This window comes from Serpentinimonas barnesii, from assembly GCF_000696225.1.
GTDB classification, from domain to species: domain Bacteria; phylum Pseudomonadota; class Gammaproteobacteria; order Burkholderiales; family Burkholderiaceae_C; genus Serpentinimonas; species Serpentinimonas barnesii.
This window is the reverse complement of the sequence record NZ_BAWN01000015.1, coordinates 21,921-36,706: the sequence shown is the minus strand read 5'-3', so window position 1 is coordinate 36,706 and position 14,786 is coordinate 21,921. Positions and strand designations below refer to the sequence as shown.

14 protein-coding genes are annotated in these 14,786 nt (G+C 69.0%); 6 read left to right on the top strand and 8 right to left on the bottom strand.

Translation table 11 applies throughout. The features are described from left to right. Positions 1-2: 2 nt before the first annotated feature. Together SRAH_RS05140 and SRAH_RS05135 are read left to right on the top strand one after the other, a co-directional pair. Positions 3-533: a biopolymer transporter ExbD gene (locus SRAH_RS05140; RefSeq protein ID WP_029462278.1), complete on the top strand. Its 531-nt coding sequence runs from the start codon at positions 3-5 to the stop codon at positions 531-533. 38 nt (positions 534-571) lie between these two features. After that, the gene (locus SRAH_RS05135; RefSeq protein ID WP_029462277.1) at positions 572-1,381 is read left to right on the top strand and encodes an energy transducer TonB; all 810 of its coding nucleotides are present in this window, start codon (positions 572-574) and stop codon (positions 1,379-1,381) included. Positions 1,382-1,428: 47 nt separating this feature from the next. Here the strand turns inward: SRAH_RS05135 and SRAH_RS12325 are convergent, their stop codons facing one another. The 4 genes from SRAH_RS12325 to SRAH_RS05115 are packed head-to-tail and all read right to left on the bottom strand — an operon-like array spanning position 1,429 to position 6,033. After that, positions 1,429-3,210: a sigma-54-dependent transcriptional regulator gene (locus tag SRAH_RS12325; protein ID WP_045476269.1), complete on the bottom strand. Its 1,782-nt coding sequence runs from the start codon at positions 3,208-3,210 to the stop codon at positions 1,429-1,431. 27 nt (positions 3,211-3,237) lie between these two features. Beyond that, a complete protein-coding gene (locus SRAH_RS05125; protein WP_149028931.1) occupies positions 3,238-4,974 on the bottom strand; it encodes an ATP-binding protein in 1,737 nt (578 codons plus the stop codon). Between the two features lie 7 nt (positions 4,975-4,981). Continuing rightward, positions 4,982-5,236, bottom strand: coding sequence for a PP0621 family protein (locus tag SRAH_RS05120; protein ID WP_029462274.1), 255 nt, complete (start codon positions 5,234-5,236; stop codon positions 4,982-4,984). Next, entirely contained in the window at positions 5,233-6,033 is an 801-nt protein-coding gene (locus SRAH_RS05115) for a cytochrome C assembly family protein (protein ID WP_029462273.1), read from the bottom strand. Before SRAH_RS05115 ends, SRAH_RS05120 begins: the two co-directional genes overlap by 4 nt. 34 nt (positions 6,034-6,067) lie before the next feature. On the opposite strand from SRAH_RS05115, the gene ffh reads away from it, so the two are divergent. Together ffh and SRAH_RS05105 are read left to right on the top strand one after the other, a co-directional pair. Further along, positions 6,068-7,453, top strand: coding sequence for a signal recognition particle protein (gene ffh, locus SRAH_RS05110; protein ID WP_029462272.1), 1,386 nt, complete (start codon positions 6,068-6,070; stop codon positions 7,451-7,453). 37 nt (positions 7,454-7,490) lie between these two features. Beyond that, on the top strand, positions 7,491-8,168 hold the full coding sequence (locus SRAH_RS05105; protein ID WP_029462271.1) for an energy-coupling factor ABC transporter permease: 678 nt from the start codon (positions 7,491-7,493) through the stop codon (positions 8,166-8,168). Here the strand turns inward: SRAH_RS05105 and SRAH_RS05100 are convergent. Continuing rightward, positions 8,165-8,692 carry a dihydrofolate reductase gene (locus SRAH_RS05100; protein ID WP_029462270.1) on the bottom strand — a complete coding sequence of 176 codons (528 nt, stop codon included), beginning with the start codon at positions 8,690-8,692 and terminating at the stop codon, positions 8,165-8,167. The two genes, SRAH_RS05105 and SRAH_RS05100, sit on opposite strands and share 4 nt — an antisense overlap. A 59-nt stretch (positions 8,693-8,751) precedes the next feature. Here SRAH_RS05100 and alaS point away from each other — a divergent pair, with 59 nt between their 5' ends. Beyond that, complete coding sequence (alaS, locus tag SRAH_RS05095; RefSeq protein WP_029462269.1) at positions 8,752-11,391, top strand: alanine--tRNA ligase; 2,640 nt, start codon at positions 8,752-8,754, stop codon at positions 11,389-11,391. Positions 11,392-11,466: 75 nt separating this feature from the next. On the opposite strand, the gene SRAH_RS05090 is transcribed toward alaS, so the two are convergent. The 3 genes from SRAH_RS05090 to trmB all read right to left on the bottom strand — a co-directional run bounded on the left by SRAH_RS05090 (position 11,467) and on the right by trmB (position 14,413). Beyond that, positions 11,467-12,414: a pseudouridine synthase gene (locus tag SRAH_RS05090; RefSeq protein ID WP_045476337.1), complete on the bottom strand. Its 948-nt coding sequence runs from the start codon at positions 12,412-12,414 to the stop codon at positions 11,467-11,469. A 37-nt stretch (positions 12,415-12,451) separates the two neighbouring features. Beyond that, positions 12,452-13,615: a bifunctional diaminohydroxyphosphoribosylaminopyrimidine deaminase/5-amino-6-(5-phosphoribosylamino)uracil reductase RibD gene (ribD, locus tag SRAH_RS05085; RefSeq protein WP_045476266.1), complete on the bottom strand. Its 1,164-nt coding sequence runs from the start codon at positions 13,613-13,615 to the stop codon at positions 12,452-12,454. A 75-nt stretch (positions 13,616-13,690) separates the two neighbouring features. Then, entirely contained in the window at positions 13,691-14,413 is a 723-nt protein-coding gene (gene trmB, locus SRAH_RS05080) for a tRNA (guanosine(46)-N7)-methyltransferase TrmB (protein WP_045476263.1), read from the bottom strand. A 135-nt stretch (positions 14,414-14,548) separates the two neighbouring features. On the opposite strand from trmB, the gene SRAH_RS05075 reads away from it, so the two are divergent. Then, on the top strand, positions 14,549-14,785 hold the full coding sequence (locus tag SRAH_RS05075) for a type II toxin-antitoxin system Phd/YefM family antitoxin (RefSeq protein WP_029462265.1): 237 nt from the start codon (positions 14,549-14,551) through the stop codon (positions 14,783-14,785). The last annotated feature ends 1 nt before the right edge of the window (position 14,786 follow it).

Genomic DNA, 14,786 nt, shown 5'->3' with positions numbered 1-14,786 from the left:
CCATGCCCGCCGTCGCCGCCCGTGGCAAAGGCCGCCGCACCATGAGCCAGATCAATATGGTGCCCTTCATCGACGTGATGCTGGTGCTGCTCATCATCTTCATGGTCACCGCCACCCTGATCGTGCCGGGGCAGATCGAGCTGCCCGGCGTGGGTCAGGCGGCGCGCCAGCCCGAGCGCTTCATCCACATCGTGATCGACGCCCAAGGGCAGATCGAGCTGCGCGACAGCGCCGCCGCCGGCCCGGCGCAAGCCGTGACGCTGGAGCAACTGCCGGCGCGGGTGCTGGCTTTGCAGGCGGCGGCACCGGCTGCGGCCCAGGGTGCAGCGGCTGCGGCGGATGCAGCACCCACACCGGCTGCGGCCCAGGGTGCAGCGGCTGCGGCGGATGCAGCACCCACACCGGCCGCGGCCCCGGTGCTCATCAGCGCCGACCGGAGCGTGCGCTACGAAGCCGTGATCACCGCCATGGACGCGCTGCAGCGCGCCGGGGTGGCGCGCATCGGGCTGGCCGTGCAAGAAGCCACGCCCTGAACCCCACCGCCCCCCTGAGCACAGCCTGGCAGCGCGGGATGCACCCAACCCCACCACCCGACCTCAACCCACCGGCTCCGGGCCGCTGGCGCCTGCCGGTGGCGCTGGCCTTGGCGATTCATGCGCTGCTGCTGTTGGCGCTGAGCGCCAGCGTGAACTGGCAGCAAGAGCCCACCGTGCAAGTGGTGCAGGCCGAGTTGTGGGCACAACTGCCGCAGGTGGCGCAGGCGCCACCCGCCCCGGCACTGGCGCCTGTGCCCCAGGCTCCACAGCCTGAACCTGCGCCGCCTCCTGCACCGCAACCGACCCCGCCTCTGCCAGCGCCGCCTGTGACCCGAGTCCAGACGCCAACGCCCGCTCCCGCAGCGGCCATTGCCATCGAGCAGCAGCGCGAGCGTGAACGCCAGCAGCAGCGCCAAGCCGAGCAGGCGCGCCAGCAGGCCGAGCGCGAGCGGCGCCAGCAAGAGGCTCAGCTCGAAGCCGAGCGCCAGCGCAACCTCGAACGCATCATGGACCGTGCGGCGGCCACGGCGGCGCCTGCGCCAGCCAGCCAGGCGGCAGCGGCGCCCGCCGCCAGCCCCTCCCCCGGCTACGCCAGTCGCTTGGCGGCTGCGATCCGGCCCAACATCGTGTTCACCGAGGTTTTGGGCGCCAATCCGCGCGCCGAGGTCGAGCTGCGTGCGCTGCCCGATGGCACCATCCTGAGCGCCCGCTTGCTGCAATCGAGCGGCCATGCCGGCTGGGACGCGGCGGTGCTGCGGGCGATTGAGCGCACCGGGCGTTTGCCACGCGACACCGACGGGCGCGTTCCCAGCGTACTCATTCTGGGGTTCAGGCCGCAAGACTGAGCGTTGCAGACTTTTGCAGCCCGTTAGCAGCGGGTGTTGGGTGTGGTTTAGCTCTGGCTGGTCGCATCGCTCAGGCCGTGGCGCTGCATCCAGTAGCGCAGTTTGGCCAGCGTCCAGCCAAGCTGGCGCGCAGCGCGCGACTGGTTCCAGCGGTGCAGGTTGAGCCAAGCCAGCAGTTGCTCGCGGGTGGGGGCCTGTTCATCGGGGGCATCGGCAGGCCAGCCGCCTGCAGGGCGTTGAGTGGGGCTGAAATCAGCCGTGTGGCCTTGGTTGGCTTCGGTCCCAGCGCGCGGTGCTGCGGGCGGCGGCGTCCAGACCGCTTCGGCATCGAGCACGGGGCCGGGGTGCAGGGCGAGTGCGCGTTCGAGCAGGTTTTCCAGTTCGCGCACGTTGCCGGGGAAGGGGTGCTGGGCCAAGCGGGCCAGCGCGGCGGGGCTGAGCGTGGGCGGCTTGGGGTTGCCGTTGCGCTCGCTCAGGCGTTGCAACAGGGCCTGCGCCAGTTCGGGCAGGTCGTCGAGGCGCTCGCGCAAGGGGGGCAGGTGCAGGTCGATCACGTTCAGGCGGTAGTACAAATCTTGCCGAAAGCGCCCCGCAGCCACCGCCCGCTCGAGATCGAGGTGGGTGGCGCTGACCAGCCGCACATCGGTCGCCTCGTCGTCGGTGGCGCCGAGGCTGCGCACGCGCCGCTCTTGCACCGCCCGCAGCAGCTTGACCTGCATCGGCTGCGGCAGATCGCCGATCTCGTCCAAGAACAGGGTGCCCCCGCGTGCCGCCTGAAAGTAGCCTTCGCGGTGCGCGCTGGCACCGGTGTAAGCGCCTTTGCGCACGCCAAAGAACTCGGCTTCGAGCAGGGTGTCGGGGATGGCGCCGCAGTTGACGGCAACAAAGGGGCCGTCGCAGCGGTGGCTGCATTGGTGCAGGGCGCGCGCCACCAGTTCCTTGCCGGTACCCGATTCGCCCAGCACCAGCACCGGGGCCATGCTGCGCGCGACCCGCAACACGCGCTCGCGCAGCGCCTGCATGGCGGGGCTGCGGCCCACCAGTTGCTGCAGGGCGGGGGCGGGGGCTGTCGCGGCGGCGGCGGCGGGGGCCGGGCCGGGCCGGGGTTCGTCAGTCACACGTTCCGATTCCTCACCCCGGCCCAGCCCGGCCCCCGCCACCGGGGCCGTGACTGCGCGGCGCCGGGGTTCGTCAGTCACACGTTCCGATTCCTCACCCCGGCCCAACCCGGCCCCCGCCGTCGGGGCCGTGACTGCGCGGCGCCAAGGTTCGTCAGTCACACGTTCCGATTCCTCACCCCGGCCCAGCCCGGCCCCCGCCACCGGGGCCGTGACTGCGCTGCGCCGGGGTTCGTCAGTCACCCGTTCCGATTCCTCACCCCGGCCCAGCCCGGCCCTAGGGGCTGTGGATGTGGCTGGGTTGGTCTGCGCCACGCTGCAGGGTGAGCGGGCGGCTTGCAGCGCATTGGCCACCGCCGCGCGCAGTTGCGCCGGGGCCACGGGTTTGGTGAGGTAGTCAAAGGCGCCGGCTTTCAGGGCCTCGACGGCGTTGCTGGCCGATCCGTAGGCGGTGACGACGATGGTTTTTTCGGGCCGGCCGGCCTGGGCCAGTTCGTGCACCAGCTCCAGCCCCAAACCGTCGGGCAGGCGCATGTCGGTGATGAGGGCGTCGAAGCGCTGCGCCGCCAGCAGCGCGCGCGCCTGCGCCAGATCGCTGGCGGCGGCGACCTGATGCCCGCTTTTGCGCAGCGTCAGCTCGTAGAGCGTGAGCAAGTCGGGCTCGTCGTCGACCACGAGCAGGCGGGAGGGGGTGGGGACAGCAGCGGACATGGCAAGGGGTCGGGTTGTGGCGGGCGCTTACAGGGTCAGATCTGGCCGGGGCAGCCGTCTCTCGTTGGGATTTTGGCGCACGTTCCAGCGCAGCACGAAGCAGTGGCCGTTGCTGCCTTGCCGGCTCTGCTGCTGGTAGTCGAGCTGCGCCCGATAGACTTGGCAAAGTTGACGCGCCAGGTACAGACCCAGCCCGCTGGAGCGGCTGTGGGAGGAGTTGAAGGGCTCGAACAGGTGCGCTTCGACTTCGTCTGGCATGGGGGGGCCGGCGTTCCAGACTTCCAGCCAGACCCCATCGGGGTTGTGGTGGGTGCTGACTTGCAGCGCGGGGGCGTTGGGCGTGGCATTTGGCGGGGCATGGCGGCGCGCGTTGTCGAGCAGATTGACGACCACCCGGCGCAGGTGCTCGGCCTCAAAGTGCACCGTGGCCGTGGGCGCACCGGGTTGCCAAGCCAGGCGATTGTCTGGGTTGACAGACTGCCAATCGGCCACGATGACGCACAACTCGGCGTCAAGCTGCAGCAGCGGCAAGGCAAGGTCGGGGCGTGCCGGCAGCTTGGCCAGCTCCAGAATGTCGTCCACGGTGCGGCCCAGCCGCTTGGCGTTTTGTCCGATCATGGTGCTCAGGCGCTGCTGAGCGGGTGTCAGGGCCTCTTCGGTGAGCAGGGCGTTGGCTTGGCTGATGGCCGCCAGCGGGTTGCGGATTTCGTGCGCCACCGCCGCCGACACCCGGCCCATGGCCGCCAGTTTTTCATTGCGCACACGGGCCTCGACGTCGCGCAGGCTTTCAATGAAGATGACGCAAGCCGGTTGCGCCGGGCTGTGTGGTGCCGGCCAGTTGATGTGGGCACGCAACTGGACCTGCAGCGCTTCCTGGCCGGACCGGGGCAGGCGCATGGTGCAATGCATGTTGCTGCCTTTGTTTAGCAAGGATCGGCTCCAATTCGACAGCAGGGGCCAGGCGGGCAGGGCGGGCAACAGCGCATAGGGCGGCTGCTCGCCCGGGGCACCCAGCATGGCGCAAGCGGCCGGGTTGGCGTGCCAGATTTGGCCGCGTGCGTCGATCACCAGCACCCCCTCGCTCAGGCCGGTGGCAATGATCTGATTGACTTGGGCTTGCGCGTCGGCCATGGCCCGGTGGCGGCTGGCTTGGGCCTGTTCGCGCCCTAGACGGCGCGCCAATTGGTGCACCAGCAGGGCCACGATGAACAGCCCTGCCCCAGAGATGGCGCCTTGCACGTAGGTGGTGGCCTGCTGGGGCCCGAGCAGTTCACCCGCCAGCGCGTCGAACAACAGCACCAGCGTGGCAAAGGCCGCGCTGCCCAGCGCCAGCCGCAGCGGGCCCAGCACCGAGGCCAGCAACACGGGCAGGATGAACAGCGGCATGTAGTTGATGACGCCGCTGTGCAGGGTTTGCAGCAGGCCAAAAAAAACCAGATCGACCCACAGGGTCAGGCCCCAGCCGACCGACCAGAACGAGTCGGCGCTGGCCGGGCGGCTCCAGCGCAGCACCGCCGCCGTCGAAAACAAATAGGCTCCACACACCAGCAACAGCCACAGGGGGGTGCCGGTGTGGAGGTAGGACCAGAGCATCCAGCCCGTCAGACCCAGCGCCACCAGCAGGCGCAGCAGCATGAAATAGCGCCAGAGGCGGGTGCTCGATTCGATGGGGTTGGAGTCGAAGCCCAAGGCCCCGGCCGCTGCCGGGTCGGGAGCGGGCAAGAACCACGTCGGCGCAAAGTCGGCCGCATGGGCTGCTTGCACAGCGGGCTCAGTTTTCGGCGTGCTGGCGGTGCTCTGGCCCACAGTAGTGCCCCAGTTTGCCCTGTGTGGCCTCGGCCAGCGGCAGGTGCAGGCCGCAGTGGCGGCAGCGGGTCATGGCCACCGGCTGCCCAAGCTGGCGTTCGCGCTCGGTGGCCTGGCGCTGCGCCTGCTGCTGTTGCAACTCGCGCTGGCGCTGGCGCCGCTTGTGGCGCCAGATGAAAAAGGCCGCCAGCAGCACCACCGCCAGCAAGGCGTACTTCATGCCGGCACCCGCTGCAACAGCACTTCGATCACGAAGCGCGAACCCACATAGCCCAGCAGCAGCAAGCCCGCCGCCAGGTAGAGCATGCGCACCGCCCGCCCGCCGCGCCAACCGTAGCGCCAGCGCCCCAGCAGCAGCACCCCCAGCACGGCCCACGAGAGCAGGGTGAAAACGGTCTTGTGCGTCCAAGCCCAGCCGCTGGCGTGCAGCAGCCAAGAAAAATAAACCCCGGCCAGCAAAGTGAGGGTGAGCAGCACAAAGGCCGCGGCGACGAAGCGAAAGGTGATGCGCTCCAGCATCAAGAGCGGCAACACGTGGCTGGAAGCCTGGCCGCTGCGCATTTGCTGATCGCTGCGCTGCATCATCCAGGCGTGCGCCACCGCCACCCCGAGCAGGCCGTAAGAGGCCACGCCCAGCGCCCAGTGCAGCGGCAGCCAGCCCGAGAGCAGCGCCGGCAGCGCCTGTCCCGGAAACAGCAGCGCCAGCAACACGGCCGGGGCACCCAAGCCAGCCAGCGTCCAGCGCGTGGCCAGTTGCGGGTAGAGCCGGGTTTCAATGGCATACACCGTGAGCACCAGCCAGGCTGTGACCGAGAGCGTGGTGGCAAAGCCAAAGCGCGCCGGCGTTGCACCCAGCGCTGCCAACAGCGCCAGCCCATGCAGCGCCCACACCAGCAGCATCAGCGCGCTGATGGCGCGGCGTTCCAGCCGCTGCGAACCCAGCGCCAGCACGAGGTAGCCCAGCGCCGCCGCCAATGCAGGGGCGGTGCTCCACCAGGGGCTTGTGGCGAGTATCATGCTCGGAGTTTAAACCCAGCTCACAATTGCCCGCATGGCCTCTGCCCTTACCGAAAAACTCTCACGCCTGGTTAAAGAATTGCGCGGCCAAGCGCGCATCACCGAGGACAACGTGGCCGAGATGCTGCGCGAGGTGCGGCTGGCGCTGCTGGAGGCCGACGTGGCCCTGCCGGTGGTGCGCGACTTCATTGCCCGCGTCAAGGGCAAGGCGCTGGGCGCCGAGGTGGTGGGTTCGCTCACGCCGGGGCAGGTGCTGGTGGGCATCATCCACAAAGAGCTGGCCGCCACCATGGGCGCGGGCACCACGGGTGAGCTCAATCTGGCCGCGCAACCGCCCGCCGTGGTGCTGATGGCCGGTTTGCAGGGCGCGGGCAAAACCACCAGCACCGCCAAGCTGGCGCGGCACCTGATCGAAAAGCGCAAGAAAAAAGTGCTCACCGTTTCGGGCGACGTCTATCGGCCGGCCGCCATCGAGCAGTTGAAAACCGTGACGGCGCAGGCCGGGGCCGAGTGGTTCCCGAGCACGGCGCAGCAAAAGCCGCTGGAGATCGCGCTCGCCGCGCTCGACTACGCGCGCAAGCACCACTTCGACGTGCTGCTGGTCGATACCGCTGGGCGGCTGGCGATCGACGCGGTGCTGATGGACGAAATCAAGGCGCTGCACGCGGCGCTGAACCCGATCGAAACCCTGTTCGTGGTCGATGCCATGCAGGGCCAAGACGCCATCAACACCGCGCGCGCCTTCAAAGAGGCGCTGCCGCTCACCGGCATCGTGCTCACCAAGCTCGATGGCGACGCGCGCGGCGGCGCGGCGCTGTCGGTGCGCGCCGTGACCGGGGTGCCGATCAAGTTCGCCGGGGTGAGCGAAAAGCTCGACGGGCTGGAGGCCTTCGACGCCGAGCGCCACGCCGGGCGCATCTTGGGCATGGGCGACATCGTGGCGCTGGTCGAGCAGGTTACGGCCGGGGTCGATGTGGCGCAGGCGCAAAAATTTGCCGCCAAAATCAAGAGCGGCGAGGGCTTTACGCTGCAAGATTTTCTGGAGCAAATCCGGCAGATGAAAAAAATGGGCGGATTAGCCAATTTCATCGACAAGCTGCCCACGCAGCTTTCGGCCAAAGCCGGTGCCGCCGACATGGACCGCGCCGACAAAGAGGTGCGGCGCAAAGAGGGCATCATCTGCAGCATGACGCCCACCGAGCGGCGCAAGCCCGAGCTCATCAAGGCCACGCGCAAGCGCCGCATCGCCGCCGGGGCCGGGGTGCAGGTGCAGGAGGTGAACCGGCTGCTCAAGGAGTTTGAGCAGATGCAGGGCATGATGAAAAAAATGAAAGGCGGCGGCCTGATGAAGATGATGAAACAACTCGGCGGCGGCATGGGTGGCATGGGCATGCCCAAGCTGCCGGGCATGCGCGGCTAGGCCGCCAGGTCGCGCTGATTGTGTACAAAGGCAAGTCATGGAAGATGCAGCTTGGAGCGCACTGACTTGGCTGGAAGCCAGCGTGGGCCTGCTGGCGCTGGCGCTGGCACTGGCCATGCGGCCCTGGCGCTTGCTTGCTGGCGGGGCCTTGCTCACGCCCACCTTGGCCACGCTGGTGCTGCTGCCCTGGCTGTGGTTGATGCCGCAAAATTTGCCGCAGGGGCTGGCCTTGCAGTTTTCCGGGGCCCCGCTGGTGTTGCTGCTGCTGGGTTGGCCGCTGGCGGTGCCGGTGCTGGCGCTGGTGGCGCTGCTGGTCTGGCTGCTGGGCGATGCGGCGCTGCCCGAGCTGCTGTCGCAGTGGTTCTGGATGGGGCTGGTGCCGGCCACGCTGGCTTTGGCGGTGGGGGCCGGGTTGCGACGCTGGCTGCCGCCCAATATCTTCATTTACACCTTGGGTCGAGCCTTTCTGGGTACGGCGCTGGCGGTGTTTCTGGCCGGGGTGGTGTTCGAGCTAATCCACCACGCACTGGGGCAGCACAATCTGCAACATGCGCTGGTGGCGCGCTGGATCATGGCCTGGGGCGATGCCTTCCTGACCGGCCTGATCGTGGCGGTGTTCGTGGCCTTTGCGCCGCAGTGGCTGGCGACTTGGTCCGATGCGCGCTACCTGCAGCCGCCGCCCAAGCTGCCCAAACCACCCAATCCTAGGCCCTAGCCGCTGGCGGGCACCGGCTGGCGCTGGTAGCAGACAAAATCCAGCCGCAAGCCGCTGGCGCTGGTAAGGGGCTCGCGGCTGCACTCCTGCCACTCGGGGCCCAGCGGCGGGGCGTAGGCATCGCCCTCAAAGTCGGCCCAGATTTCAGTCGCCAGCACCCGGTTGGCCAAGGGCAGCGCTTGCGCATAGAGCTGCGCGCCGCCGATCACCCACACCTCGGCTGGCGGTGGCTGCATCTGGGCGCACTGGGCCAGCGCATCCTCTAGGCTGGAGCAGGGCAGGGCCCCTTGGGCTTGCAGGGCAGCGGCGCGCTCTGGGTGGCGTGTGAGCACCAGATTGGGCCGCCCAGGCAGGGGCCGAAAACGCGGCGGCAGGCCGTCCCAGGTGGCGCGGCCCATGAGCACCGGGCAGCCCAAGGTGTGGCGCTTGAAGTGCGCCAAATCTTCGGGCAAATGCCAGGGCAGGCGGTTGTGCAGGCCAATGACACCATTGGCGGCGCGGGCGTAAATCAGGTTCAGGCGCATGGGCGTGAGCATAGCCGAGGCAGGCGAATAAAATGCCAGCTTTTACCGAGCGCCCGACCATGACCTCCAGCACCCTGACCCCGCCCGTGGCCTCCGTGGCCGAGATTCGCCAGACCTTTCTGGACTTCTTTGCCCAGCGCGGCCACAGCGTGGTGCCCTCGAGCCCGCTGGTGCCCGCCAACGACCCGACGCTGATGTTCACCAACTCCGGCATGGTGCAGTTCAAGGACGTGTTCCTGGGCACCGACCGTCGGCCCTACGTGCGCGCGGCTTCGGTGCAGGCCTGCCTGCGCGCCGGGGGCAAGCACAACGACTTGGAAAACGTGGGCTATACCGCACGCCACCACACCTTTTTCGAGATGCTGGGCAACTGGAGCTTTGGCGACTACTTCAAGCGCGAATCGCTGCACTGGGGCTGGGAGCTGCTCACGCAAGTCTATGGCTTGCCCGCCGATCGGCTCTGGGCCACGGTGTATATCGACGACGACGAAGCCTACGAGATCTGGACCCAAGAAATCGGCCTGCCGCCCGAGCGCGTGGTGCGCATTGGCGACAACAAGGGCGGCAAGTACCAGTCTGATAATTTTTGGATGATGGCCGACACCGGCCCCTGCGGCCCCTGCTCCGAGATTTTCTACGACCACGGCCCCGAGGTGGCGGGCGGCCCACCCGGCAGCCCCGAGGCCGACGGCGACCGCTACATCGAAATCTGGAACCACGTGTTCATGCAGTTCGACATGCAGACCGACGGCACGCTCAAGCCGCTGCCTGCGCCCTGTGTGGATACCGGCATGGGGCTGGAGCGGCTGGCGGCGGTGTTGCAGCACGTGCACAGCAACTACCAGATCGACCTGTTTCAGGCCTTGGTGCAAGGGGCGGCGCGCGTGACCGGCACGGCCGACCCAGAAAGCCCTTCGCTGCGCGTGATTGCCGACCATCTGCGCGCCAGCGCTTTTTTGATCGCCGACGGCGTGCTGCCCGCCAACGAGGGGCGCGGCTACGTGCTGCGGCGCATCATCCGGCGCGCCATCCGGCACGGCTACAAGCTGGGTTGCATGGTGCCGTTTTTGCACCGGCTGCTGCCCGAGTTGGTGGAGCAAATGGGCGGCGCCTATCCGCACTTGGCCGCCAGCGCGGCGCGCATCGCCGGTCTGTTGCAGATCGAGGAGGAGCGCTTTTACGAAACGCTGGAAAACGGCATGCAACTGCTGGAAACGGCGCTGGCCGGCGGAAACGCCGTGCTGCCGGGCGACGTGGCCTTCAAGCTGCACGACACCTACGGCTTCCCGCTCGACCTGACGCACGATGTGTGCCGCGAGCGCGGCCTGGCGGTGGATGAGGCCGGTTTCCACGCCGCCATGGAGCGCCAGAAAACCCAAGCGCGCGCGGCGGGCAAGTTCAAGATGGAGCGCGGGCTCGACTACGCGGGCCACGGCAACGAGTTCGTCGGCTACGGCGCATTACAGGCCAGCGCCAAGGTGCTGGCGCTCTACCACGACGGGCTGCCGGTGGCCGAACTCCGGCACGGGCAGGCCGGGGTGGTGGTGCTGGAGGCCACGCCTTTTTATGCCGAATCCGGCGGCCAGGTGGGCGACAGCGGCCGCCTGCACAGCGGCTCGGCGCACTTTGCGGTGCTCGATACGCAAAAAATCAAGTCCGATGTCTATGGCCACCATGGGCAACTGGAGGCCGGCACGCTGGCCGTGGGCGACCACGTGCTGGCCGAGGTGGACGAGGCGCGCCGCGCCGCCATCGTGCGCAACCACAGCGCCACCCACTTGTTGCACCTGGCCTTGCGCGAGGTGCTGGGCGAGCACGTGCAACAAAAAGGCTCGCTGGTCACGCCCGAGCGCACGCGCTTTGACTTTGCGCACCACGCGCCCCTGAGCGAGGCCGAATGCCGCGCCATCGAAACCAAGGTGAACGCGCAGATTCTGGCCAACCAAGCCACCGAGGCGCGGCTGATGGACCTGGAGCGCGCCCAGCAGTCTGGCGCGCTGATGCTGTTTGGCGAAAAATACGGTGAATTCGTGCGCGTGCTCGATATAGGGAGCAGCCGCGAGCTCTGTGGCGGCACCCACGTGCGCGCCACCGGCGACATCGGGCTGTTCAAGATCGTCTCCGAGGGCGGGGTGGCGGCCGGGGTGCGGCGCATCGAGGCCGTGACCGGCGCGCACGCGCTGGCCTACCTGCAGCAGCTTGAGGCCAGCGTGGCGGCGGTGGCCGAGGCGCTCAAGGCCCCGGTGCCCGAGCTGGTGCCGCGCCTGCACACCGTGCTGGAGCAGGTGCGGGCGCTGGAAAAAGAGGTGGCGGCGCTCAAGGGCAAGCTGGCGGCTTCCCAGGGCGATGAGCTGCTGGCGCAGGCGGTCGAGGTGGGCGGGGTGCAGGTGCTGGCCGCCCGCTTGCAAGGGGCCGACGCCAAGGCGCTGCGCGAGACGCTGGACCGGCTCAAGGCCCGCTTGGGCAGCGCCGCCATCGTGCTGGCCGCCGTGGAGGGCGGCAAGGTGCAGTTGGCTGCTGGCGTGACACCCGACTGCATGGGCCGCCTCAAGGCGGGCGAGCTGGTGAACTTCGTGGCGCAGCAGGTGGGCGGCAAGGGCGGCGGCAAGCCCGATCTGGCCATGGCCGGCGGCACCGACGCGCAGGCGCTGCCGCAGGCGCTGGCCAGTGTGGCGGGCTGGGTGCGCGAGCGGGTTTGAGGCGGCCGCGAACCTAGGGCACCCGGGGGTCTTCAGGGTCAGTCGGCCCCGGTTTGGCTGGCCGATGCGGTGGGGTCAGCCTTCTGGTGGGCGCAGCTTGGCGCTCGGGCTCGCAGCGCTGGGCCAAGCCAGCGTGCGCGCGCTCTCGAAGTGCCGCGCCTGCCCAGTGATGGGGTCGGTGAAGGCGATGGCGCGCGCCAGCAGGCGCAGCGGTTCGGCGTAGTCTTCGGCTTGGCCGGGCGCGCGCCGCACCTCGGGGTAAAACTGGTCGCCCACGATCGGCAAGCCCAGCCCCAGCATGTGCACGCGCAACTGGTGCCGGCGCCCGCTCACGGGTTGCAGCCGGTAGCGCGCCCAAGCCCCGCGTCGCTCCAGCATGTCGATGTGGGTTTCGCTGTTGTCGGGCCAGCCCTCGTCTGGCAGGGCTTCGTGCATTTTGTAAAAAGCGCCTTCGCACTCGCGGATGTGGCTGCGCCGCACCTGCGGCCAATCCAGGTGCGGGGCGGCTGGGGCAATGGCTTCGTAGTCTTTGTGCACCTGGCGCTGGCGAAACAGGCGCTGGTAGGCGTCGCGCTCGGCCGGCTGCACGCACAGCAGCACCAGTCCGGCGGTTTCGCGGTCTAGGCGGTGCAGCGGGCTCAAATCGGGCAGGCCCAGTTGCTGTTTGAGGCGCACCAGCAGCGTTTGCTGCACGTAGCGCCCGCCCGGGGTCACGGGCAAAAAATGCGGCTTGTCGGCCACCACCAGGTGCGCGCAGCGGTGCAGCACCGTGGCTTCGAAGGGGATGGGGGGCTCATCGGGCAGATCGCGCCAGTAGTAGATGCGGCTGCCGCCCAGGTAGGGGCTGTTGGGTGCCAGGGCGCGGCCGTCTTCGGCGCACACCAGGCCGTCGGCTAGGCGCTGTTGCCACAGCGCGCGGGGGATGCGCGGCAGGCGCTGGGCCAGATAGTCGAGCAGCGTGGGCCAGGGCGGTTGGCGCATCTGCGGCAGCGCCAGGCAACTGGGCGAGACCCCGCCGCGCATCGGGATGGCCGGGTTTTTGGGAACGTGGGCCACGGCTTTACGGCCCGGCGCCCACGCCGTCCGCAGGCCGGGGCAGCACGCGGGCGCGGATGCGCAAGTCGGGGCCGATGGCGCTGCAGTCGGTGAAAGCCAGCGGCAGGCCGCCACTGAGGGCTTGCAGCGCGTCGAGCTGCGCCAGCGGGGCACCGGGGCCGAGCAGGGTCGGGGCCAGGTAGAGCAGCAGCTCATCGACCAGCCCGGCGCGCAAAAAGGCCCCGTTCAGGCCCGGCCCGGCTTCTAGGTGGAGCTCGTTGATTTCGCGCGCAGCCAGATCGCGCAGCAGGTGCTCCAGATCAAGGCGCAGCGGCGCGCCTGCGGCTGGGCAGTCGATCACCTGCACCCCCAGCGCTTGCAGGGCGGCGCGGTGGGGGGTGTTGGCGGCATCGCGGGCGCAGTAGAGCCAGACCGGCCCCGGTGGCTGCAGCATGCGCGCTTGGGGGTCAACGGCCAGGTGCGCATCGAGCAGCACCCGCACCGGCTGGCGCGCTGTCGGCACCAAGCGCACGTCGAGCCGGGGGTCGTCGGCGCGCACGGTGCCAATGCCGGTGAGCAGCGCACCGGCGCGACGGCGCCAGCGGTGGCCATCGGTGCGCGCATCGGTGCCCGTAATCCACTGGCTGGCCCCGTTGGGCAGCGCGGTGCGGCCATCCAGCGAGGCGGCGACTTTGAGCCGCAGCCAAGGCCGGCCGCGCTCCATACGGCTCAAAAAACCCAGATTCAATTCGCGCGTGGCCGTGGCCAGCGGGTGCGCGGGGGGCAGCACCTGCACCTCCAGCCCGGCAGCGCGCAGGCGCTCGATGCCGCGCCCGCCCACCAGCGGGTTGGGGTCGGGCAGCGCCACCAGCACCCGCGCCAGCCCGGCTGCTATCAGCGCCTCGCAACAGGGCGGGGTGCGGCCGTGGTGGCTGCACGGCTCCAGCGTAACCACGGCGCTGCCCCCGCGCAGGTCGGCCCCGGCGGCAGCCGCAGCGCGCAGCGCCATCACCTCGGCGTGCGGACCACCGGCGTGCTGGGTGTGGCCCTCGAAAGCGCGCCCGTCCGGGGCGATGATGCGGCAGGCCACACGCGGGTTGGGCTCCGACAGGCCGATGGACTGCTCGGCCAGCGCGTCCAGCCCGTTGAGCCAGCGCGGGTCGAAGTTGGTGGGGAGCAGGGCGTTCATGGAGTTGGGGTGCCAAGCAGATGCGAGGGGCGTGAGGTGGCAGACGGGGCTTGGGCTTGGCCGCGACGGCAGCGCTCAGCGGCGCACGAACACCAGATCCCAGACCCCATGCCCCAGGCGCAGCCCACGCTGCTCAAACTTGGTCAGGGGGCGGTAGTCGGGTTTGGGGGCATAGCCGCCCAAGCCGGCGGCGCTGGCGGTATTGGCCAGCAGCGGCTCGGCCCCCAGCACCTGCAGCATCTGCTCGGCGTAGGGCTGCCAGTCGGTGGCGCAGTGCAGGTAGGCACCGGGCTGCAGGCGGCTGGCCAGCAGCGCCACCAGCGGCGGCTGCAGCAGGCGGCGCTTGTGGTGCCGCAGCTTGTGCCAAGGGTCGGGGAAGAAAATGTGTACGCCCGCCAGCGAGCCTTCGGGCAGCATGTGTTGCAGCACCTCCACCGCGTCGTGCGCCACGATGCGCACGTTGCCCAGGCCCTGCTCGTCGATGCGCTTGAGCAGCGCCCCCACGCCGGGTGCATGCACCTCGCAGCACAAAAAATCGTCGCTAGGGCGCAAGCGGGCGATGTGGGCGCTGGCCTCGCCCATGCCAAATCCGATCTCCAAAATCAAGGGCGCTTGGCGGCCAAACACCGGCTCGGGTTGCAGCGGCTGTGGCGCGTAGGGCAGCAGGTAGCGCGCCCCCAGTTCGGCCCAAGCACGCGCCTGGGCGGTGGTGGTGCGCCCGCCGCGCTTGACAAAGCTCTTGATTCGGGGGCGCGAGGTGGCGCCAGTGCAGTCAGGGGTGGGGCTTTCGGGTTTCACGCGCCCGATTGTAGGCAGGTGGCACCCAAGGCGGGCTAAAGATTGCCCTGGATCAAGCAGCACCGCAGGGCTGTCCGCATAGGCATAGCACCCTAGGCGATAATGTAGTGCTGAACACTACTTTGTGGAATCCAGATGAAAACCATTTCTGCCGGCGACGCCAATCGCCATTTTTCTAACGTGCTGCGCGATGTCGCAACCGGCGCAGTCATTACGGTTTTGTCGCGGGGCAAACCGGTTGCCACCATTTCTCCCGCACATTCTGGCTGCAGCGAACGCGAGGCAGCCAAACTCGACTTGCTCGGACGGCTGCGTCAGCAAAAATCCAGTGGGGCGCGCAATTGGACGCGCGATGAGTTGTACGAGGGCTGAG